Annotated in this window: 14 protein-coding genes and 2 tRNA genes; 12 read left to right on the forward strand and 4 right to left on the reverse strand. The window is 63.1% G+C overall.

All coding sequences use genetic code 11. From position 1 onward, the window contains the following. Positions 1 to 95 precede the first annotated feature (95 nt). From LOY34_RS02485 to LOY34_RS02495, 3 genes are all read left to right on the forward strand, one after another. The gene (locus LOY34_RS02485; protein ID WP_045193730.1) at positions 96 to 1,283 is read left to right on the forward strand and encodes an ATP phosphoribosyltransferase regulatory subunit; all 1,188 of its coding nucleotides are present in this window, start codon (positions 96 to 98) and stop codon (positions 1,281 to 1,283) included. 54 nt (positions 1,284 to 1,337) lie between these two features. After that, positions 1,338 to 2,630, forward strand: a complete 1,293-nt coding sequence (locus LOY34_RS02490; protein ID WP_010221599.1) for an adenylosuccinate synthase — start codon at positions 1,338 to 1,340, stop codon at positions 2,628 to 2,630. A 138-nt stretch (positions 2,631 to 2,768) separates the two neighbouring features. Then, a complete protein-coding gene (locus LOY34_RS02495; protein ID WP_195885553.1) occupies positions 2,769 to 4,703 on the forward strand; it encodes a methyl-accepting chemotaxis protein in 1,935 nt (644 codons plus the stop codon). 81 nt (positions 4,704 to 4,784) lie between these two features. On the opposite strand, the gene LOY34_RS02500 is transcribed toward LOY34_RS02495, so the two are convergent. The 4 genes from LOY34_RS02500 to LOY34_RS02515 all read right to left on the reverse strand — a co-directional run bounded on the left by LOY34_RS02500 (position 4,785) and on the right by LOY34_RS02515 (position 7,803). Continuing rightward, the gene (locus tag LOY34_RS02500) at positions 4,785 to 6,353 is read right to left on the reverse strand and encodes an iron ABC transporter permease (protein ID WP_195885554.1); all 1,569 of its coding nucleotides are present in this window, start codon (positions 6,351 to 6,353) and stop codon (positions 4,785 to 4,787) included. Next, positions 6,353 to 7,366, reverse strand: a complete 1,014-nt coding sequence (locus LOY34_RS02505; protein WP_045196863.1) for an extracellular solute-binding protein — start codon at positions 7,364 to 7,366, stop codon at positions 6,353 to 6,355. Before LOY34_RS02505 ends, LOY34_RS02500 begins: the two co-directional genes overlap by 1 nt. A 176-nt stretch (positions 7,367 to 7,542) precedes the next feature. Further along, positions 7,543 to 7,629, reverse strand: a tRNA-Leu gene (locus tag LOY34_RS02510). An 87-nt stretch (positions 7,630 to 7,716) separates the two neighbouring features. Then, a tRNA-Leu gene (locus LOY34_RS02515) sits at positions 7,717 to 7,803 on the reverse strand. A gap of 266 nt (positions 7,804 to 8,069) precedes the next feature. Here LOY34_RS02515 and rnr point away from each other — a divergent pair. The 9 genes from rnr to LOY34_RS02560 all read left to right on the forward strand — a co-directional run bounded on the left by rnr (position 8,070) and on the right by LOY34_RS02560 (position 21,154). Continuing rightward, positions 8,070 to 10,667: a ribonuclease R gene (gene rnr, locus LOY34_RS02520; RefSeq protein ID WP_045196866.1), complete on the forward strand. Its 2,598-nt coding sequence runs from the start codon at positions 8,070 to 8,072 to the stop codon at positions 10,665 to 10,667. After that, a complete protein-coding gene (gene rlmB / locus LOY34_RS02525) occupies positions 10,664 to 11,416 on the forward strand; it encodes a 23S rRNA (guanosine(2251)-2'-O)-methyltransferase RlmB (protein WP_045196868.1) in 753 nt (250 codons plus the stop codon). Before rnr ends, rlmB begins: the two co-directional genes overlap by 4 nt. A 254-nt stretch (positions 11,417 to 11,670) precedes the next feature. Further along, positions 11,671 to 12,093 carry a 30S ribosomal protein S6 gene (gene rpsF, locus LOY34_RS02530; protein WP_045196870.1) on the forward strand — a complete coding sequence of 141 codons (423 nt, stop codon included), beginning with the start codon at positions 11,671 to 11,673 and terminating at the stop codon, positions 12,091 to 12,093. Between the two features lie 28 nt (positions 12,094 to 12,121). Then, the gene (gene rpsR / locus LOY34_RS02535; RefSeq protein WP_009403887.1) at positions 12,122 to 12,352 is read left to right on the forward strand and encodes a 30S ribosomal protein S18; all 231 of its coding nucleotides are present in this window, start codon (positions 12,122 to 12,124) and stop codon (positions 12,350 to 12,352) included. A gap of 36 nt (positions 12,353 to 12,388) precedes the next feature. Continuing rightward, on the forward strand, positions 12,389 to 13,288 hold the full coding sequence (locus tag LOY34_RS02540; RefSeq protein ID WP_045196874.1) for a hypothetical protein: 900 nt from the start codon (positions 12,389 to 12,391) through the stop codon (positions 13,286 to 13,288). A gap of 21 nt (positions 13,289 to 13,309) precedes the next feature. Then, the gene (gene rplI / locus LOY34_RS02545) at positions 13,310 to 13,756 is read left to right on the forward strand and encodes a 50S ribosomal protein L9 (RefSeq protein WP_093376705.1); all 447 of its coding nucleotides are present in this window, start codon (positions 13,310 to 13,312) and stop codon (positions 13,754 to 13,756) included. A gap of 110 nt (positions 13,757 to 13,866) precedes the next feature. Then, positions 13,867 to 15,264 carry a replicative DNA helicase gene (gene dnaB, locus LOY34_RS02550; protein ID WP_045196878.1) on the forward strand — a complete coding sequence of 466 codons (1,398 nt, stop codon included), beginning with the start codon at positions 13,867 to 13,869 and terminating at the stop codon, positions 15,262 to 15,264. A gap of 101 nt (positions 15,265 to 15,365) precedes the next feature. Then, complete coding sequence (locus LOY34_RS02555) at positions 15,366 to 17,669, forward strand: YgiQ family radical SAM protein (RefSeq protein WP_045196880.1); 2,304 nt, start codon at positions 15,366 to 15,368, stop codon at positions 17,667 to 17,669. Between the two features lie 200 nt (positions 17,670 to 17,869). Further along, positions 17,870 to 21,154 (forward strand): DUF2126 domain-containing protein, encoded by a 3,285-nt coding sequence (locus LOY34_RS02560; protein ID WP_195885555.1) that lies wholly within the window; start codon positions 17,870 to 17,872, stop codon positions 21,152 to 21,154. The last annotated feature ends 2 nt before the right edge of the window (positions 21,155 to 21,156 follow it).

Consider the following 21,156-nt stretch of genomic DNA (forward strand, 5'->3'; position numbering starts at 1 on the left):
CTGGAATCGGTGCTGCGCGCCATTGTTTGCCGATACCTGCTTCACTCAAGGCTCGCCCGCGGGCAAGCCGCCCGGACCATAGGGGAAATGGCGTAATGGCAACGGTAGACCGCTGGCTGCTGCCAGATGGCATCGAAGAAGTACTGCCACCTGAGGCGGCGCGTATCGAGATCGCGCGTCGGCAGGTGTTGGATCTGTTCCAGAGCTGGGGTTATGACTTTGTCGTGACCCCGCATATCGAGTACCTGGAATCGCTGCTCACCGGTGCCGGCCAGGACCTGGACCTGCGGACCTTCAAGGTCATCGACCCGCAATCGGGTCGGCAGATGGGCTTCCGTGCCGACATCACCCCGCAGGTGGCGCGTATCGATGCGCACACTCTGCGTCGTGAAGGCCCGAGCCGCCTGTGCTATGCCGGCAGCGTGCTGCACGCCTTACCGCGGGCGCTGTCGACTTCGCGCAGCCCGATCCAGCTCGGTGCCGAGCTGTACGGCGACGCCAGCCCGGTCAGCGATGTCGAGGTGATCAGCCTGATGCTGGCCATGCTGCAGCTGGCCGATGTGCCGGACGTGCACATGGACCTCGGCCATGTCGGTATCTACCGTGGCCTGGCCCGCGCTGCCGGGCTGTCCGGGGCAATCGAGCAACAGCTGTTCGATGCCCTGCAGCGCAAGGCCGTCGACGAAGTGATCGAGCTGACTGCCAAGCTGCCAGCGGACCTCGCCGCTATGTTGCGCTCGCTCACCGAGCTGTGCGGTGGCCGTGAAGTGCTGGCCGAGGCGCGCGTGCGCCTGGGCCGTGCACCGGCTGCGGTACTGGCGGCACTGGATGACCTGATGGCAATTGCCGAGCGGCTGGCCACGCGTTATCCCGGGCTGCCGCTGTATTTTGACCTGGGCGAGTTGCGCGGCTACCACTACCACACCGGTGTGGTGTTTGCCGCGTTCGTCCCGGGTGTCGGTCAGTCGATCGCCCAGGGCGGTCGTTACGACGACATCGGAGCGGACTTTGGCCGGGCACGCCCGGCTACCGGTTTCTCCACGGATTTGAAGACCCTGGTCACACTGGGGCGAGCCGAGGTGGTATTGCCGTCTGGCGGGATCTGGATGCCCGACAGCAGCGATGCGGCACTCTGGCAGTTGGTCTGCCAATTGCGCAGTGAAGGTCAGCGGGTGGTTCAGGCGTTGCCTGGGCAGCCATTGACTGCCGCCGTAGAGGCGGATTGCGATCGGCAATTGATTCAGCAAAACGGGCTTTGGCAGGTTCTGCCGCTGGCCATTTGAGATTCCCCGCCGGCACGAGCCGGCGCCAAGTTTGCGCGAATGAGGACAAGTGTTATGGGTAAGAATGTCGTAGTCCTGGGCACCCAGTGGGGTGATGAGGGCAAAGGCAAGATCGTTGATCTGCTGACCGAACATGCTGCCGCCGTAGTGCGCTACCAGGGTGGCCACAACGCAGGCCACACCCTGGTGATCGACGGTGAGAAGACCGTGCTGCACCTGATCCCGTCGGGCGTGCTGCGCGAAGGCGTGCAGTGCCTGATCGGCAACGGCGTGGTGGTAGCACCGGACGCCCTGCTGCGTGAAATCAACAAGCTCGAAGAGAAAGGCGTACCGGTGCGCGAGCGCCTGCGCATCAGCCCCTCCTGCCCGCTGATCCTGTCCTACCACGTGGCCCTCGACCAGGCTCGTGAAAAAGCCCGTGGCGAGCAGAAGATCGGCACCACCGGTCGCGGCATCGGCCCGGCCTACGAAGACAAGGTTGCCCGTCGCGGCCTGCGCATCGGTGACCTGTTCCACCGCGAGCGTTTCGCTGCCAAGCTCGGCGAGCTGCTGGATTACCACAACTTCGTGCTGGTCAATTACTACAAAGAACCTGCAATCGATTTCCAGAAGACCCTGGACGAGTGCATGGAATACGCCGAGCTGCTCAAGCCGATGATGCTCGACGTCACCGCCGAGCTGCACAACCTGCGTCGCGCCGGCAAGGACATCATGTTCGAAGGCGCCCAGGGCTCGCTGCTGGACATCGACCACGGTACCTACCCGTTCGTGACCAGTTCCAACACCACCGCTGGCGGCATCGCTACCGGTTCGGGCGTTGGCCCTATGTACCTGGACTACATCCTCGGTATCACCAAGGCCTACACCACCCGCGTTGGCTCGGGCCCGTTCCCGACCGAACTGTTCGATGACGTCGGTGCCTTCCTGGCCAAGCGTGGTCACGAGTTCGGCGCCACCACCGGTCGCGCCCGCCGTTGCGGCTGGTTCGATGCCGTGATCCTGCGTCGCGCCATCGACGTCAACAGCATCTCCGGCCTGTGCCTGACCAAGCTGGACGTGCTCGACGGCCTGGAAACCATCCGTATCTGCGTTGGCTACAAGAACGAGAACGGTGCGGTCATCGATGCCCCGACCGACGCCGACAGCTACATCGGCCTGGAGCCGGTGTACGAAGAAATGCCGGGCTGGAGCGAGTCGACCCTGGGTGCCAAGACCCTGGAAGAACTGCCGGCCAACGCCCGTGCCTACATCAAGCGTGTGGAAGAGCTGGTCGGCGCGCCGATCGACATCATCTCCACCGGCCCGGACCGCAACGAGACCATCGTGCTGCGTCATCCGTTCGCCTGATTCGCGACTGATGTAAAGACAAAGGCCCCTTGATAGGGGCCTTTGTCGTTTCTGTCGGCTGATCGGCACAACCTTTGCTGTAAGAATCACTCCAGTGGTGCCATCACTTTAATGGCCCCAGAAGTAGAGGGTTCTTTCGTGTCCGCCGTTCTCTCACTGTTACGAAGCCGCCTGTTGCGGCCTGTCTTTGTTGCCCTCGGTATCGCTCTTTTGGTGCAAGTGCTGGTCGCGGTCGCGCTGACCCGGAGCACGGTCACAGCCCTTGAGGCCGATCTGGGCAAGCGTCTGGCCGCCGACAGCCAGCAACTTTCCGCCGAGCTTGAGCAGGCCGGGCGCGAAGTCAGCTCCGGGCTCGACAGCCTCTCCGCCAGTACCCGCCAGCGCCTGACCGCAGGTTTGTCCACGCGTTTGCAGGATGAGCAGGCGCAGTTGCGCGCGACCCTGGAAAAGAACCTCAAGGATTCGGCCAACGACATGGCCGAACTGCTCGCCTCGGTGGCGCCACGGGCCATGTGGGACAACGACGTGCCGACCCTGTCGGAGTTCTCCCGCCGGGCCCAGCGCAACCCTAGCGTGCTGTTCGTGGTGTACGACGACGCCCAGGGTCAGCACTTGACCCGCTACCTCAACCGGCAGAACCCGATCAACCAGGCGCTGCTGGAAAAGGGCCAGGGCGAGCGGGCGCTGGACAAGGTACTGGACGCCGCGCGCAACGACCCTTCGGTGTACTTCGTCGAGGCCTCGATCAACCCTAACGGGGTCGAGATCGGCAAGGTATTGATGGGCGTTTCCACGGCCGTGGTCGACCACGAGCTGGTGGCGCTGGACAAGCGCTTCTCGGCGTTGATCGCCAGCGGTGATCAGTTGGTCGGCGACAGCCTGGTGGGTGCCGCCGCCGACAGCAACAAGGCTTTGCGCGCGCGCCTGGAGGCAGCGCAGGGCAGTGCTGCCGGTATGCAGGCCAACACCTCGCAAAGCGTTCAGGACGCGGCCGCGACCCTGCGCTGGAACATCGGCGTGGGGCTGGCCCTGGTCGGCCTGGGCGTGCTGCTGGTGGTCGCCGTGGTGCTGGGCCGGCGCGTAGTCAACAAGCTGCGCCTGCTGATTGCGGCACTGAACGACCTGGCGGCGGGTGAGGGTGATCTGACCAAGCGTGTTTCCATCGACAGTCGCGACGAGATCGGCGACATGGCGGCGGCGGTCAACCAGTTCGTCGCCAAGCTGCAGCCTATTGTGCGTGAGGCTGGCGAAGTGGCCCAGCGTACCGGCATCGAGATCGGCGCCATGACCCAGCGCAATGCCGGCGCCGATGCTGCTGCCGAGCTGCAGCGTGATGAAGTCGCCGCCAGCCTGCGCGACCTGTCGAGCATGGCCGATGAGGCCCAGGCCGAAAGCCAGGCGATGCAATCGGCCCTGCAGCAAGTGGTGGATATTCGCCAGGCCACCGACGAGAACAGCCGCACTTCCACCCAGGTGGCCAAGCTTATCGAAGACCTGGCCGGGCAGGTCGAGACCGGCTCCAAGGTCATCGAGCGCCTGGCCCAGCAAAGCGAGCAGATCGAGGTGGTGCTGACGGTAATTCACGGCATTGCCGAACAGACCAACCTGCTGGCGCTCAACGCTGCCATCGAAGCGGCGCGCGCCGGGGAAACCGGGCGCGGTTTTGCCGTGGTGGCCGATGAGGTGCGAGCACTGGCGAGCAAGACCCAAAGCTCGACCGGCGATATCCAGGCGCACATCGGCGCATTGCAGCAGGGTGCCAAAGAGGCAGTGGCGGCGATCAGCCAGGCCGGGCGCCAGGCTAGCGAAGGCCTGCTGGTGCTGCGCGACAACGCGCGCTTGCAGCAATCGGTGCAGGCATCGGTTGAGCAGGTGCATGCGGCGATTGGCCTGGCTACCCGTGCGGCCGAGCAGCAGGCTCATGGCGCGCAGGCCGTGCGTGGTCGGGTGCAGACCATTCACGCCCAGGCCGAGCGGGCTGCCGAGGTGGTGCTGCAAACCACCGCCAGCAGCAAGGTGCTCGATGACCTGGCGGCGCAGCTCAAGGCCAGCCTGGGGCAGTTCCGCGCGTGAGAGTAATCGCGGGGCAAGTCGAGTCGTCGCACCGCCGCTCCCACGGTGGGAGCGGGCTTGCCCCGCGATGCTTTTCAGGTATCACGCGCGGTTCAGATACATCCGCGTGGTCAGCAGGTACACCGGCAGCCCCGACACCAGGATCAGCAACGCCGCATAGGGCGCTGCCGCCGCGAACTCGACGTTGGCGGTATGCGCCCACACTTCGGTGGCCAGGGTGGTCATGCCGGTCGGGCTGAGCAGCAGGGTTGCGGTCAGCTCCTTCATGGCGTCCAGGAACACCAGTGCGAACGCCGCCGCCAGGGCCGGGAAGATGATCGGCAGGGTCACCCGGCAAAACGCCGTGAACTGGGTTGCGCCCAAGGTGCGGGCGGCTTCTTCGAGCTGCGGCGCTGCCTTGTTCAAGGCCGTGCGCACCGGCGCCTGGGCCAGGGGCAGGAACAGCAGCGCGTAGGCCAGCAGCAACAAGCCAGTGGTCTGGTACAGCGCCGGCACATAGTGCAGGGCGAAGTACACCAGGGTCAGGGCGATCACCAGGCCGGGCAGGGCGTGCAGCAGGTACGGCAGGCGTTCGGCCCAGATCGCCAGGCGGCCCTTGTAGCGCACCACCAGGAAACTCACCGGCAGTGCCAGCAGCAAGCTCAATCCGGCACCACCCAGCGATAGCGACAACGATGAGAACAGCGCGCGACTGATATCGGCCACCGGAAAGGCCGCCGACGAACCAACGCTCAGCCAGTAACCGAGCATGCCCAGTGGAATACCGCTGCCCAGCAGCGCCAGGACCAGGCAATACAGCTGCCCGACCGGCATCCACCCGCGCAGGCGAATCGGCGCACCGCGACGCGCCACGCCCTGGCCGATGCGCACATGGCGGGCCTTGCCGCGCACACGCAGCTCCAGCCAGAGCATCAGCAGGCACATGAACAACAGCACTGCCGAGAGCATCGCGGCGTTGGCGTTGCTGAACTCCAGCTCAAATTGCTGGTAGATCGCCGTGGTAAAGGTCTGCAGGCCGAGGATCGACAGGGCGCCGAACTCCACCAGCATGTGCAGGGCAATCAGCAGGCTGCCACCAATGATCGACGGCCACAGCAGTGGCAGGGTGATGCGCCAGAACACGCCCCAGCGCGTCTGCCCCAGGGTCCGTGCCGACTCTTCCAGTGAGGTATCGAGGTTGCGCAGGGTCGCTGCAACCGGCAGGAACACCAGTGGGTACTTGGACAGGCTCATCACCAGGATGGCACCGCCCAGGCCTTCGAAGCGCGGGCTCAGCGACACCCAGGTAAAGCCGCTGACAAAGGCTGGCACGGCAAACGGCAGGCACAGGATCACGCCCCACAGGCGCCGTCCGGGCAGGTCACTGCGCTCCAGCAACCAGGCCAGGGATACACCCAAGGCCATGCAGGCCAGGGTGACGCCGGCCATCAGCATCAGGGTGTTGCGCATCAGGCCCCAGACGAACGGGCGCCAGAGCAAGTGCAAGGCTTCGCGCCAGCCGGCTTCCCAGGTTTTCAGCGCTACGTACAGCAGCGGCAGCAGGCTCAGCCCGACCAGCAGCAGCACCGGCAGCACCACCCAGATCGACGGGCGCTTGCGCTTGGGAATATAACGGCTGGCCAGTGCGGCCGCGGGCAGGGCTGCGCTCATTACAGCAGGCCAACTTCGCGTTCGAGTTCCAGGGCTTCTTCAGCGTTACCCAGGTCGGCCGGGGTGATTTTCGGCGGACGCAGGTCTTCGAAGGGCTTCAGGCCCTGGTCCGAGACCATGCCTTTATGCAGCGGATACTCGGCGGTGGTCTGGGTGATTACCCGCTGGCCTTCTTCGCTGGCCATCCAGGCCAGCAGGGCCTGGGCTTCTTTCGGGTGCTTGCTGGCTTTTACCGCCGCGGCGCTGGAGATGGTCACCAGGCCACCGACGTCGCCGTCGGCCAGGTAATAGAGTTTCGAATCCAGCTGGCCGCGCTCTTTCTTCAGGGCGTACCAGTAGTAATTGTTGACCAGCACGGCCGCCACTTCGCCATTCTCTACGGCTTTGAGCGCAACCATGTTGTTGGTGTAGGTCTTGCCGAAGGCTTTGAGGCCGGTCAGCCATTCTTCGGCGGCCTCGCGACCGTGCAGCTTGAGGATGGCCACGGCCTGTTCCTGGAAGGCGCCGCTGGTCGGCACGAAACCGATCTTGCCGTCCCACTCGGGGTCGGCAAAGTCCATCACTGAAGGTGGCAGGTCTTTCTCGTCGATTACCTTGGGGTTGAAGGCGACCACGCGGGTGCGTGCGGTAACGCCCATCCAGGTACCGTTGGCGGCGACGTATTCCTTGGGCAGGACCTGCAGGGTCGAATCATCGATCTTGGCCAGCAGGCCCAGTTCGCCGAGGTTGTTCAGCGGTGGCGATTCTTCGGTGTAGATGACGTCGGCGGGGGAGCGATCACCTTCTTCGATGATCTGGCTGGCCAGCTGGTTGCTGCTGCCCTTACGGATATTGATGTGGATGCCGGTCTTGGCCTCGTAGGCCTTGGCGATGGCTTCACCGATTTCCTTGTGCTGGCCGTTGTACAGGGTCAGCGACACCGGGTCGGCGGCCATGGCGGCTGGGGTGCCGAGCAGCATGGCGAAAACAGAGACGGCCAGGCCGCGCAACAGGGGGTTATTGCGGAACGTCATGCGGGTACTTCCTCGCTTGCGGCTACATATCTGGAAACAATGATAATCGATATCGCTTCTCAAATGCCCTTGTGAGGGAAAATTCATGAGCAGGCTATCGGTCGTTTCGGGATTGCAGGCGAGGAAAAGGGTAGGGCAGAAACGAAAAAACCCGCTTTCGCGGGTTTGATCTGAATTGGTGCCCAGAAGAAGACTCGAACTTCCACGACCGTAAGGTCACCAGCACCTGAAGCTGGCGTGTCTACCAATTTCACCATCTGGGCAAAATGAAGCGGTGTAGCTTGTAACGAAAACAGTGTAGCGTGTTGCAGTAAATCTCAGAAGCCAGCGGCAGTTCTAAGATTTGAAATTGGTGCCCAGAAGAAGACTCGAACTTCCACGACCGTAAGGTCACCAGCACCTGAAGCTGGCGTGTCTACCAATTTCACCATCTGGGCATTTCGCTGAGGAACATGATGCTTCACATCGTGCTGCTTCTCAACTATAACGACGGTGTCCGTCGTTGTGGTGCGCACTATACGGATGCTCCTGAGAGCTGTAAACCCCCGTTCAGAAAAAATCTTAAAAAATTCAAGTCGTTGTTCCTTATGATGGTTTTGGCAGCATCCAGGGGGCTCTGACAGGGCTGTCCAAGCCTGAAATTTCCGGTTTCAATACGCCTATGCCAAACTAACCCTTATATAGACAAGGTGAACCCCTCCTAATGGCCGATTGGCAGACCCTCGATCCCGAGGCCGCTCGTGAAGCGGAAAAATACGAAAACCCTATTCCTAGCCGTGAGCTGATCCTCCAGCGTCTGGACGAGCGCGGCTCGCCGGCAGCCCGTGAGCAGCTGGTCGAAGAGTTCGGCCTGACCACCGAAGACCAGATCGAAGCCCTGCGCCGCCGTCTGCGCGCGATGGAGCGTGACGGCCAGCTGATCTATACCCGGCGCGGCACTTATGCCCCGGTAGACAAGCTCGACCTGATCCTCGGCCGCATCGCCGGCCACCGTGACGGCTTTGGCTTCCTGATCCCGGATGACGGCAGCGACGACCTGTTCCTGAGCCCTGCGCAAATGCGCCTGGTGTTCGATGGCGACCGCGCCCTGGCCCGGGTTTCCGGCCTGGATCGTCGTGGCCGCCGCGAAGGCGTGGTGGTCGAAGTGATCTCCCGCGCCCACGAAAGCATCGTTGGCCGCTACTTCGAAGAAGGCGGTATCGGCTTTGTCACCCCCGACAACCCCAAGGTCCAGCAAGAAGTGCTGATCACCCCGGGGCGTAACGGCGGTGCCAAGATCGGCCAGTTCGTCGAAGTCAAGATCACCCACTGGCCGACCCCGCGCTTCCAGCCCCAGGGCGACGTTACCGAAGTGATCGGCAACTACATGGCCCCGGGCATGGAAATCGACGTTGCCCTGCGCAGCTACGACATTCCGCACGTCTGGCCCGAAGCGGTGATCAAGGAAGCGCGCAAGCTCAAGCCGGAAGTCGAAGAGAAAGACAAAGAGCACCGCGTCGACCTGCGTCACCTGCCGTTCGTCACCATTGACGGCGAAGACGCCCGCGACTTCGACGATGCGGTGTACTGCGAGAGCCTGGGCAAATTGCGCCTGTTCTCCGGTGGCTGGCGCCTGTACGTGGCGATTGCCGACGTTTCCAGCTACGTGCGCCTGGGCTCTGCCCTGGATGCCGAAGCCCAGGTGCGCGGCAACTCGGTGTACTTCCCCGAGCGCGTGGTACCGATGCTGCCTGAAGAGCTGTCCAACGGCCTGTGCTCGCTGAACCCGCACGTCGACCGGCTGGCGATGGTCTGTGAAATGACCATCAACAAGTCCGGGCAGATGGTCGATTACCAGTTCTATGAAGCGGTGATCCACTCCCATGCACGCCTGACCTACAACAAGGTCAGCAGCATGCTCGAACACGCTCGTACCCGCGAAGGCAAGGCCCTGCGCGAGCAGTACAGCGAAGTGGTGCCGGACCTCAAGCAGCTTTATGCGCTGTACAAGGTGCTGCTGGCGGCCCGTCATACCCGTGGCGCGATCGACTTCGAAACCCAGGAAACGCGGATCATCTTCGGTTCCGAGCGCAAGATCGCCGAAATCCGCCCGACCGTGCGCAACGACGCTCACAAGCTGATCGAAGAGTGCATGCTGGCGGCCAACGTAGCCACCGCCGAGTTCCTCAAGAAGCACGAAATTCCGGCCCTGTACCGTGTTCACGACGGCCCGCCACCGGAGCGCCTGGAAAAACTGCGCGCCTTCCTCGGCGAGCTGGGCTTGTCCCTGCACAAGGGCAAGGACGGTCCGTCGCCCAAGGATTACCAGGCATTGTTGGCGAGCATCGCCGACCGCCCGGATTTCCACCTGATCCAGACCGTGATGCTGCGCTCGCTGAGCCAGGCGGTGTACAGCGCCGACAACAACGGCCACTTCGGCCTGAACTATGAGGCGTACACCCACTTCACCTCGCCGATCCGCCGCTATCCGGACCTGCTGACCCACCGGGCGATCCGCAGCGTGATCCGTTCGCGTCAGGAAACCCCGCACGTCAAGCGTGCCGGTGCCATGAGCATCCCCAAGGCGCGTATCTACCCGTACGACGAGGCGACCCTGGAGCAGCTCGGCGAGCAGTGCTCGATGAGCGAGCGGCGTGCCGACGAGGCCACCCGTGACGTGGTCAACTGGCTCAAGTGCGAGTACATGAAAGACCGCGTCGGCGAGAGCTTCCCGGGTGTGATCACCGCGGTGACCGGCTTTGGCCTGTTCGTCGAACTGACCGACATCTACGTCGAAGGCATGGTCCATGTCAGTGCCCTGCCGGGCGACTACTACCACTTCGACCCTGTGCACCACCGCCTGGCCGGTGAGCGTACCGGGCGCAGCTTCCGCCTGGGCGATACCGTCGAAGTGCGGGTGATGCGCGTCGATCTCGAGCAGCGCAAGATCGACTTCGAGATGGCCGAGAACACCCTCAAGGCGCCGATTGGCCGCAAGCAGCGTGGTGAAGGCGTGCGCCCGCAAGACGGCAAGCCGGTGCCGGTGCTCGACAAGAAGGCCGAGGCGCCGGCCAAGGCTGCAGAGCCTGCCCGTCGCAGCCGCAAGAACGAAACTGCCGAAGCCTATTTCCCAGCCAATGCCGTGGCCAACAACGCCGAAGTGCGCAAGAGCCGGGAAATGAAAAAGGCCTTGATGTCCGATGCCAAGCACGCAGGCGGCAAGCCTGCGTCGAAGTCGGGCAAATCGGAAAAACCGAGCAAGCATCGTAAAGGGCCGCCGAAAGCCGGCTCCGCGTCACGTAAACCCAAGGCCAAGTCATGAGTCAGTTGGAAAAAATCTACGGCGTACATGCCGTGGAAGCCCTGTTGCGTCACCACCCCAAGCGGGTCAAGCAGATCTGGCTGTCCGAAGGCCGTAGCGAGCCGCGCCTGCAGGCGCTGCTGGAGCTGGCCGGGCAAAACCGCGTGGCGGTCGGCCAGGCTGAACGCCGCGAGATGGATGCCTGGGTTGAAGGCGTGCACCAGGGCGTGGTGGCTGAAGTCAGCCCGAGCCAGGTCTGGGGCGAGGCGATGCTTGAAGAACTGCTCGACCGCACTGAAGGCGCGCCGTTGATCCTGGTACTCGACGGTGTCACCGACCCGCACAACCTCGGCGCCTGCCTGCGCACCGCCGATGCCGCCGGCGCGCTGGCGGTGGTGGTGCCCAAAGACAAGTCGGCGACCTTGACCCCAGCGGTTCGGAAAGTGGCCTGCGGTGCGGCAGAAGTCATTCCGCTGGTGGCGGTCACCAACCTCGCGCGGACTCTGGAGAAGCTCCAGCAACGTGGCCTGTGGGTGGTCGGTACTGCGGGCGAGGCCGAGCAAGAGCTGTATCAGCAGGACCTGACCGGCCCGACCATCCTGATCATGGGCGCCGAGGGCAAGGGCATGCGCCGCTTGACCCGCGAGCACTGTGATTTTCTGGTCAAGCTGCCGATGGCAGGCAGCGTCAGCAGCCTGAACGTGTCGGTGGCGACGGGCGTGTGCCTGTTCGAGGCCGTTCGTCAGCGCCAGGCAAAGCGCCAGGCTTGATTTCGGCGTTGCATCTATCGCGGGTCCAGCCCGCTCCCACAGGTCCTTGTGGGAGCGGGCTGGACCCGCGATGCTTTTAAGGCTGTTCAAATAATCACCAATGACCTTGCTTGTCCCCCGGCGCTTCTCTACAATTGCGCCCCTTGCCATGTTGGCAGGCGTTCACGCGCCTCTTCCCAGGGCAAGACATACAAGTGTCCTTCACTCCTTGTCTGACCACTCTGGTGGCAGACTACAACCCGTAAGGAGCATTCATGCGTCATTACGAAATCATCTTTCTGGTCCACCCTGACCAGAGCGAGCAAGTCGGCGGCATGGTTGAGCGTTACACCAAGCTGATCGAAGAAGACGGCGGTAAAATCCACCGTCTGGAAGACTGGGGCCGTCGTCAACTGGCCTATGCAATCAACAATGTTCACAAGGCTCACTACGTGATGCTGAACGTTGAGTGCACCGGCAAGGCCCTGGCCGAGCTGGAAGACAACTTCCGCTACAACGATGCCGTGATCCGTAACCTGGTCATCCGTCGCGACGAAGCCGTTACCGGCCAGTCCGAGATGCTCAAGGCTGAAGAGAACCGCAGTGAGCGCCGTGAGCGTCGCGACCGTCCTGAGCACGAAAGCGCCGAAAGCGCTGATAGTGATGACAGCGACAACAGCGATAACGCTGACGAGTAATCCACGGACCTTTTGAGGAGCCTATTACATGGCACGTTTCTTCCGTCGTCGTAAATTCTGCCGCTTCACTGCTGAAGACGTGAAAGAGATCGATTACAAAGATCTCAACACCCTGAAAGCTTATGTATCCGAAACCGGCAAAATCGTTCCAAGCCGTATCACCGGTACCAAAGCTCGTTATCAGCGTCAGCTGGCTACCGCTATCAAGCGCGCCCGCTTCCTGGCCCTGCTGCCCTACACCGACAGCCACGGCCGCTGAGACCGGGTCGTCGACAAGTAGCAAAGGATAAAATGCATGCGCGCCTTGGCTGATTTCATCATGCGCGGTCGCGTGCAAGCCACCCTCGTGGTGGTGGGTTGTGCGGCTTTGCCGCTGTTGTTCTGGTTGAGTGCCGCCGCCGGGAGCCTGGTGTTCCTGCGGCGCGGTTTCAAGGACGCTTCCGGTGTCCTCGCCTGGGCTTTGTTGCCGGCGATGGCCTGGTGGTTCTTCGGCGAGCCGCGCACCTTGATGGTGTTGCTGGGTACGCTGGGTCTGGCGGCGCTGTTGCGCGCCGGGCAGTCCTGGAACCGGGTGCTGTTGTTCAGCATCGGCATGGGCCTGGTGTACGGGGTTGTACTGGGTTCGGTGTTCCGCGAACCGATTGAAGCTCTGGCTGGAGCGCTTGAAAAAGCCCTGCCGCAGATGCTCGACGGTCTCTACCAACAGTTATCGGTAGAGGAGCGGGGCCGCCTTGGAAGCCTTATTGCACCGGTGCTCGTCGGCCTGATTGCGGCGTTGTTGCAAGCCGTCAGTGTGCTGGCCCTGATGTTGGGCCGTTACTGGCAGGCGTTGTTGTATAACCCGGGTGGTTTTGGTCGCGAGTTTCAAGCGGTCAGGCTCCCCCTGGTGCCGGCGCTGGTGCTGGTGGTGCTCATGCTGGTGGGGCCGAATTTCGGTCCTGAGCTGGCGATGTTGACACCCCTGTGCAGCATTCCACTGATGTTTGCAGGGCTCGCCCTGCTGCATGGGCTGGTGGCGCAAGGACGACTGGCCAAGTTCTGGCTGGTCGGGTTGTACGTGACGCTGGTGCTGTTTATGCAGCTGACTTATCCGTTGCTCGTGGTCCTGGCCATTGTCGACAGCCTGATTGATTTTCGCGGTCGCAAGGCGCCCCCAAAAGGTGCCGATAACGATTCCGCGAACGGTGAAGGTTAAAAGTTAAGAGGTTATTACCAAATGGAACTGATCCTGCTGGAAAAAGTCGCCAACCTGGGCAACCTGGGCGACAAGGTAAAAGTTAAGTCCGGTTACGGTCGTAACTACCTGCTGCCATTCGGCAAAGCCACCGCTGCGACCGCTGCCAACCTGGCTGCGTTCGAAGAGCGTCGTGCTGAGCTGGAAAAAATCGCTGCAGAGAAAAAAGCTTCGGCCGAAACTCGCGCTGCTCAACTGGCTGAGCTGGAAGTGACCATCACTGCCACCGCCGGTGACGAAGGCAAGCTGTTCGGTTCGATCGGCACCCACGACATCGCTGATGCCCTGACCGCCTCCGGCGTTGAAGTGGCTAAAGCTGAAGTTCGTCTGCCGAACGGCACCATCCGTAACGTCGGCGAATACGACGTTGCCGTGCACCTGCACAGCGACGTTGAAGCCACCGTTCGCGTGGTTGTTGTCGCAGCCTAAGCTGTACCGATCGGCTGGCACCTTGGGTGTCAGCCGGTTAACATCGGGCACGATCCTGCTTTGCAGGTCGTGCCCTTTGTCTTTTTCATCACCCTGATTCCTGCGTGGCCATGAACGAGATAACCGCCCCCGAGCAATATGATCTGCAAACCGCTGCCCTGAAGGTGCCGCCGCATTCCATCGAGGCCGAACAGGCCGTGCTCGGTGGCTTGATGCTGGACAACAACGCCTGGGAGCGCGTGCTCGATCAAGTCTCCGACGGCGACTTCTATCGGCATGACCACCGCCTGATCTTCCGCGCCATCCACAAGCTCGCCGACCAGAACGCCCCGTTCGACGTGGTGACCCTGCACGAGCAGCTGGACAAGGAAGGCCTGAGTTCGCAGGTTGGCGGCCTGGGTTACCTGGGCGAACTGGCCAAGAACACCCCGTCGGTGGCCAACATCAAGGCCTATGCCGCGATCATCCGCGAGCGGGCAACCCTGCGTCAGCTGATCAGCATCAGCAACGAGATCGCCGACAGCGCCTTCAACCCGCAAGGGCGCAATGCTGCCGAGATCCTCGACGAAGCCGAACGGCAGATCTTCCAGATCGCCGAAGCGCGGCCGAAGACCGGCGGCCCGGTGGGCGTCAACGACCTGCTGACCAAGGCCATCGACCGCATCGACACGCTGTTCAATACCGACAGTGCGATCACCGGCCTGTCCACCGGCTACACCGACCTCGACGAGAAGACCAGCGGCCTGCAGCCGGCCGACCTGATCATCGTCGCCGGCCGTCCGTCGATGGGTAAGACCACCTTCGCCATGAACCTGGTCGAGAACGCGGTACTGCGCAGCGACAAGGCGGTGCTGGTGTACTCGCTGGAGATGCCAGGCGAATCGTTGATCATGCGTATGCTGTCGTCGCTCGGGCGCATCGACCAGACCAAGGTGCGCTCCGGCCAGCTTGAAGACGACGACTGGCCGCGGCTGACCTCGGCGGTCAACCTGCTCAACGACCGCAAGCTGTTTATCGATGACACCGCCGGCATCAGCCCGTCGGAAATGCGCGCCCGGACCCGCCGCCTGGTGCGCGAGCACGGCGACATCGCCCTGATCATGATCGACTACCTGCAGCTGATGCAGATCCCGGGCTCCAGCGGCGACAACCGTACCAACGAGATTTCCGAGATCTCCCGCTCGCTCAAGGCCCTGGCCAAAGAGTTCAACTGCCCGGTAGTTGCCCTGTCGCAGCTCAACCGCTCCCTCGAACAGCGGCCGAACAAGCGCCCGGTGAACTCCGACTTGCGCGAATCGGGTGCGATCGAGCAGGACGCCGACGTGATCATGTTCGTTTACCGCGACGAGGTGTACCACCCGGAGACCGAGCACAAGGGCATTGCCGAAATCATCATCGGCAAGCAGCGCAACGGCCCGATCGGCTTTATCCGCCTGGCCTTCATCGGCAAGTACACACGCTTCGAAAACCTCGCGCCGGGCAGTTACAACTTCGACGACGACGAGTAAGGGCAATTTGGACAATTCCGACCTTGAGCGTCGGAATTGGTCAATTTTTGTGCTATATTCCGCGCCCGCGATTTTTCATCGATTAGCCACCGGTCACTGACATGCAAGCAGCCAAACCACTTTTCGACTATCCCAAGTACTGGGCCGAATGCTTCGGGCCAGCACCGTTCCTGCCGATGAGCAGGGAGGAGATGGATCAGCTCGGCTGGGATTCCTGCGACATCATCATCGTGACCGGTGATGCCTACGTCGACCATCCGTCGTTCGGCATGGCCATCATTGGCCGCCTGCTGGAAGCCCAGGGCTTTCGCGTGGGCATCATTGCCCAGCCGGACTGGCAGTCCAAAGACGACTTCATGAAGCTCGGCGAGCCGAACCTGTTCTTCGGCGTCGCGGCCGGCAACATGGATTCGATGATCAACCGCTACACCGCTGACAAGAAGATCCGCTCCGACGACGCCTATACCCCGGGCGGCATGGCCGGCAAGCGTCCGGACCGCGCCAGCCTGGTGTACAGCCAGCGCTGCAAGGAAGCCTACAAGCATGTGCCGATCGTCCTCGGCGGCATCGAAGCCTCCCTGCGCCGCATCGCTCACTACGACTACTGGCAGGACAAGGTCCGTCATTCGATCCTGATCGACGCCTGCGCCGACATCCTGCTGTACGGCAACGCCGAGCGGGCCATCGTCGAAGTGGCCCAGCGCCTGTCGTTCGGCGAGTCGATCGAGAGCATCACCGACATTCGCGGCACCGCCTTCGTACGCCGTGATACCCCGCAAGGCTGGTACGAGGTCGACTCGACCCGTATCGACCGTCCGGGCAAGGTCGACAAGATCATCAACCCGTACGTCAACACCCAGGACACCCAGGCCTGCGCCATCGAGCAGGAAAAGGGCGAGGTCGAAGACCCCAACGAAGCCAAGGTTGTGCAGATCCTCGCCAGCCCGCGCATGACCCGTGACAAGACGGTCATCCGCCTGCCGTCGTTCGAGAAGGTCCGCAACGACCCGGTGCTCTATGCCCACGCCAACCGCGTGCTGCACCTGGAGACCAACCCGGGTAACGCCCGTGCCCTGGTGCAGAAGCATGGCGAAGTGGACGTGTGGTTCAACCCGCCACCCATTCCGATGACCACCGAAGAAATGGACTACGTGTTCGGCATGCCCTATGCGCGCATCCCGCACCCGGCGTACGGCAAGGAAAAAATCCCTGCCTACGACATGATCCGCTTCTCGGTGAACATCATGCGCGGCTGCTTCGGCGGCTGCACCTTCTGCTCGATCACCGAGCACGAAGGGCGCATCATCCAGAACCGCTCGCACGAGTCGATCATTCGCGAGATCGAAGAGATTCGCGACAAGGTGCCCGGCTTTACCGGGGTCATCTCCGACCTCGGCGGCCCGACTGCGAACATGTACCGCATCGCCTGCAAGAGCCCCGAGATCGAATCGGCGTGCCGCAAGCCGTCGTGCGTGTTCCCGGGCATCTGCCCGAACCTCAACACCGACCACTCGGCGCTGATCAAGCTGTACCGCAGCGCCCGTGACCTGCCAGGGGTGAAGAAGATCCTCATCGCCTCGGGCCTGCGTTACGACCTGGCGGTAGAGTCGCCGGAGTACGTCAAGGAGCTGGTGACCCACCACGTCGGCGGCTACCTGAAGATTGCCCCGGAGCACACCGAGGAAGGCCCGCTGAACCAGATGATGAAGCCGGGCATCGGTAGCTATGACCGCTTCAAGCGCATGTTCGAGAAGTACTCGAAAGAGGCGGGCAAAGAGCAGTACCTGATCCCGTACTTCATCGCCGCGCACCCGGGCACCACCGACGAAGACATGATGAACCTGGCCCTGTGGCTCAAGGGCAACGGCTTCCGTGCCGACCAGGTGCAGGCGTTCTACCCGTCGCCAATGGCCTCGGCCACGGCCATGTACCACTCGGGCAAGAACCCGCTGCGCAAGGTCACTTACAAGAGCGACCCGGTGACCATCGTCAAGAGCGAGCAGCAGCGCCGCTTGCACAAGGCCTTTTTGCGCTACCACGATCCGAAGGGCTGGCCGATGCTGCGTGAAGCCCTGGAACGCATGGGTCGCGCCGACCTGATCGGCCCGGGCAAGCACCAGCTGATCCCGCTGCACCAGCCGGCGACCGACAGCTACCAGAGTGCCCGGCGCAAGAACTCGACCCCGGCCGGCAGCCACAAGGTGGCCAAAGAGCAGAAGATCCTTACCCAGCACAACGGCTTGCCGCCGCGTGCCAGCGATGGTTCCAAGCCGTGGGACAAGCGTGAACAGGCCAAGGCGGCGGCGTTTGCCCGCAACCAGGAAGCGGCCAAGGCGCGCAAGGATGCCGCCAAGGGCGGCAAGGGCAAGAAAAAGCCCGCCCGCCAGCCGGTTCTGCCGCGCTAAGTGAAACGCCAGCCTTCGGGCTGGCGTTTTTGTTTGTATCGCTGGCAAAGCCTCAAATCTGTGCAAGGCTTGCACGGCGGCCTCGCTACGGTGCGCTTTTGGTGCGACTGTACCGGCTGCATGCAGGGAATCGCAGGCCTGGGCCCATGGCACAAGTCTTGCGCGGTTCCACTACCGCCCAGGCTCGCAGGAGGCCCGCCGTGTCGATTCATGTCGCCTTGCACCATGTCACCGAGTACCGCTACGACCGTGCAGTTGAACTGGGCCCGCAAATTGTTCGCCTGCGCCCGGCTGCTCACAGCCGCACGAGGATCCTCTCCTACGGGCTGAAGGTGCAGCCGGACGGACATTTCATCAATTGGCAGCAGGACCCACAGGGCAACTACCTGGCGCGCCTGGTATTCCCGGAAAAGACTGACAGCCTGCGCGTGGAAGTCGACCTGGTCGCCGAGATGGCGGTGTTCAATCCGTTCGACTTCTTTCTCGAACCCTACGCCGAGCAGATTCCCTTCAGTTATGGCCGAGATGAACGCCACGAACTGCTGCCCTACCTGGAGCAACTGCCGCTGACGCCGAAGTTCGCCACCTACCTGGACAGCATCGAGCGCACGCCACTGGCCAGTGTCGATTTTCTGGTGGCACTCAATCAGCGCCTGAGCGAGGACATCAGCTACCTCATCCGCCTCGAGCCCGGTGTGCAAACCCCGGAGCAGACCCTGGAACTGGGTTCCGGCTCCTGCCGCGACTCGGCCTGGCTACTGGTGCAGTTGTTGCGCCACCTGGGCCTGGCGGCGCGGTTCGTCTCCGGTTATCTGATTCAGCTGACCGCCGACATCAAGGCACTGGACGGCCCGTCGGGCACCGAAGAGGACTTCACCGACCTGCACGCCTGGTGCGAGGTGTACCTGCCCGGCGCCGGCTGGATCGGCCTGGATGCCACCTCCGGGCTGTTTGCCGGGGAAGGGCATATCCCATTGGCTTGTAGCCCTGATCCGACTTCAGCGGCACCGATCAGCGGCCTGGTCGAGCCCTGCGAATGCACCTTCGAGCATGAAATGAGTGTCGAGCGCCTGTGGGAATCGCCGCGGGTGACGCTGCCGTACAGCGACGAGCAATGGCAGGCCATCGTCGCCCTCGGGCGCCAGGTAGACAGCGACCTGAAGGCAGCGGACGTGCGCCTGACCATGGGCGGTGAACCGACCTTTGTGGCCATTGACGACCCTGACGGCGCCGAGTGGAACACCGCAGCGCTGGGCGCAAACAAACGGCGCCTGGCCGGTGAGCTGTTCCAGCGCCTGTACAAGCATTACGCGCCCCATGGCCTGGTGCACTTCGGCCAGGGCAAATGGTACCCGGGCGAGCAACTGCCGCGTTGGTCGCTCAACTGCTTCTGGCGGCGTGATGGTGTGCCGCTGTGGAACAATCCGGCGTTGATCGCCGACCAACACCAGGATCTCGGCGCCGACAGCGCGCTGGCCGCGCGCTTCCTGGCCAGCGTTGCCGAACGGCTGAGGCTGCCTGCGCGTTATGTCTTTGGCGCCTACGAAGACTCACTCTATTACCTGTGGCGCGAGGGCGGCCTGCCGTCCAACGTGCGCCCCGACGCTGCGCGCCTGGACGACGAGATGGAGCGTGCAAGGCTGCGCAAGGTGTTCAGCCAGGGCCTGGACAAGGTCATCGGCCAGGTGCTGCCGCTGGCCCGCAGCGCCGACGAGCAACGCTGGCAGAGCGGGCGCTGGTACTTGCGCGATGAGCATTGCCGCCTGGTGCCGGGCGACTCGCCGCTGGGTTACCGCTTGCCGCTGGCGGCGCAGCCCTGGGTCAAGGCCGCGGAATATCCCTACGTGCATCCGACCGATCCCAACCAGGTGCTCGGCGATCTGCCTGATCGTGACCAACTGCTCAAGGCCAGCGCCGGGCAGGCGCTCGATGAGCAGGAGCACGCAGCCCCCGAGGTCGATGCCTCGGCCGACTGGCTGACCCGTACCGCGCTGTGTGCAGAGCCGCGAGAAGGGCGCCTGTACCTGTTCATGCCACCGCTGTCTCGCTTGCAGGATTACCTCGAACTGGTTGCGGTGATCGAAGCCACCGCGGCCGAGCTGCATTGCCCGGTCATCCTCGAAGGCTACGAGCCGCCGGCCGATCCGCGCCTGGCCAACTTCAAGGTGACTCCCGACCCCGGCGTCATCGAGGTCAACGTGCAGCCTTCGGCCAGTTGGGACGAACTGGTGGAGCGCACCGAGTTCCTATACGAGCAGGCGCGCCTGACGCGCTTGAGCAGCGAAAAATTCATGATCGACGGCCGACACACCGGCACCGGTGGCGGTAACCATTTCGTCCTCGGTGGCGCCACCCCGGCCGACTCGCCGTTCCTGCGCCGCCCTGACTTGCTACGTAGCCTGATCAGCTACTGGCACAATCACCCGTCGCTTTCCTACCTGTTTTCCGGCCTGTTCATTGGTCCGACTTCCCAGGCGCCGCGGGTGGATGAAGCGCGTAACGATGCGCTGTATGAGCTGGAAATCGCTTTCGCGCAGATGCCGGCAGCGGGCGAGGAAGGCCCGCCGTGGCTGGTCGACCGGCTGCTGCGCAACTTGCTGATCGACGTTACCGGCAATACCCACCGCGCCGAGTTCTGCATCGACAAGCTGTACTCCCCGGACGGCCCGGCCGGGCGTTTGGGGTTATTGGAACTGCGCGCCTTCGAGATGCCGCCGCATGCGCGCATGAGCCTGGTCCAGCAACTGCTGCTGCGCGCCCTGGTCGCGCGTTTCTGGCGTGAGCCCTATGCGCCCAAACGCCTGGCCCGCTGGGGTACCGAGCTGCATGACCGGTTCATGCTGGGGCACTTTATCGAACAGGACTTTGCCGATGTGCTGGTCGAGCTCAACGCCGCAGGCTACCCGCTGCGTGCCGAGTGGTTTGCCGCACACCTGGAGTTTCGCTTCCCCAAGGTCGGCGACTATGCCGTCAACGGCATCGAGCTGGAACTGCGCCAGGCCCTGGAACCCTGGCATGTACTGGGCGAGGAGGGCGCGGGCGGTGCCACGGTGCGTTATGTCGACTCGTCGCTGGAGCGCCTGCAGGTCAAGGTCAGCGGCCTGCCGCCGGAGCGTTATCAACTGACCTGTAACGGTCGGGCGCTACCCTTGCAAGCCACCGGGCGCGTCGGTGAGTTCGTCGCGGCGGTGCGCTATCGCGCCTGGCAGCCGGCCAATTGCCTGCAGCCAACCATTGCGGTACAGGCGCCGCTGGTGTTCGACTTGCTCGATACCTGGATGGGCCGCTCGCTGGGCGGTTGCCAGTACCACGTGGCGCATCCGGGCGGTCGCAACTACCAGACCCTGCCGGTCAATGCCAACGAAGCCCAGAGCCGGCGCCAGGCGCGCTTCTTCCGCCTCGGACACAGCCCGGGTGCAGTGGACATACCATCGGCGCAGGTGAACCCGGAACTACCCTTTACCCTGGATTTGCGCCGCGGCTGAGC

The sequence above is a fragment of the Pseudomonas sp. B21-009 genome (genome assembly GCF_024749345.1).
GTDB lineage: Bacteria > Pseudomonadota > Gammaproteobacteria > Pseudomonadales > Pseudomonadaceae > Aquipseudomonas.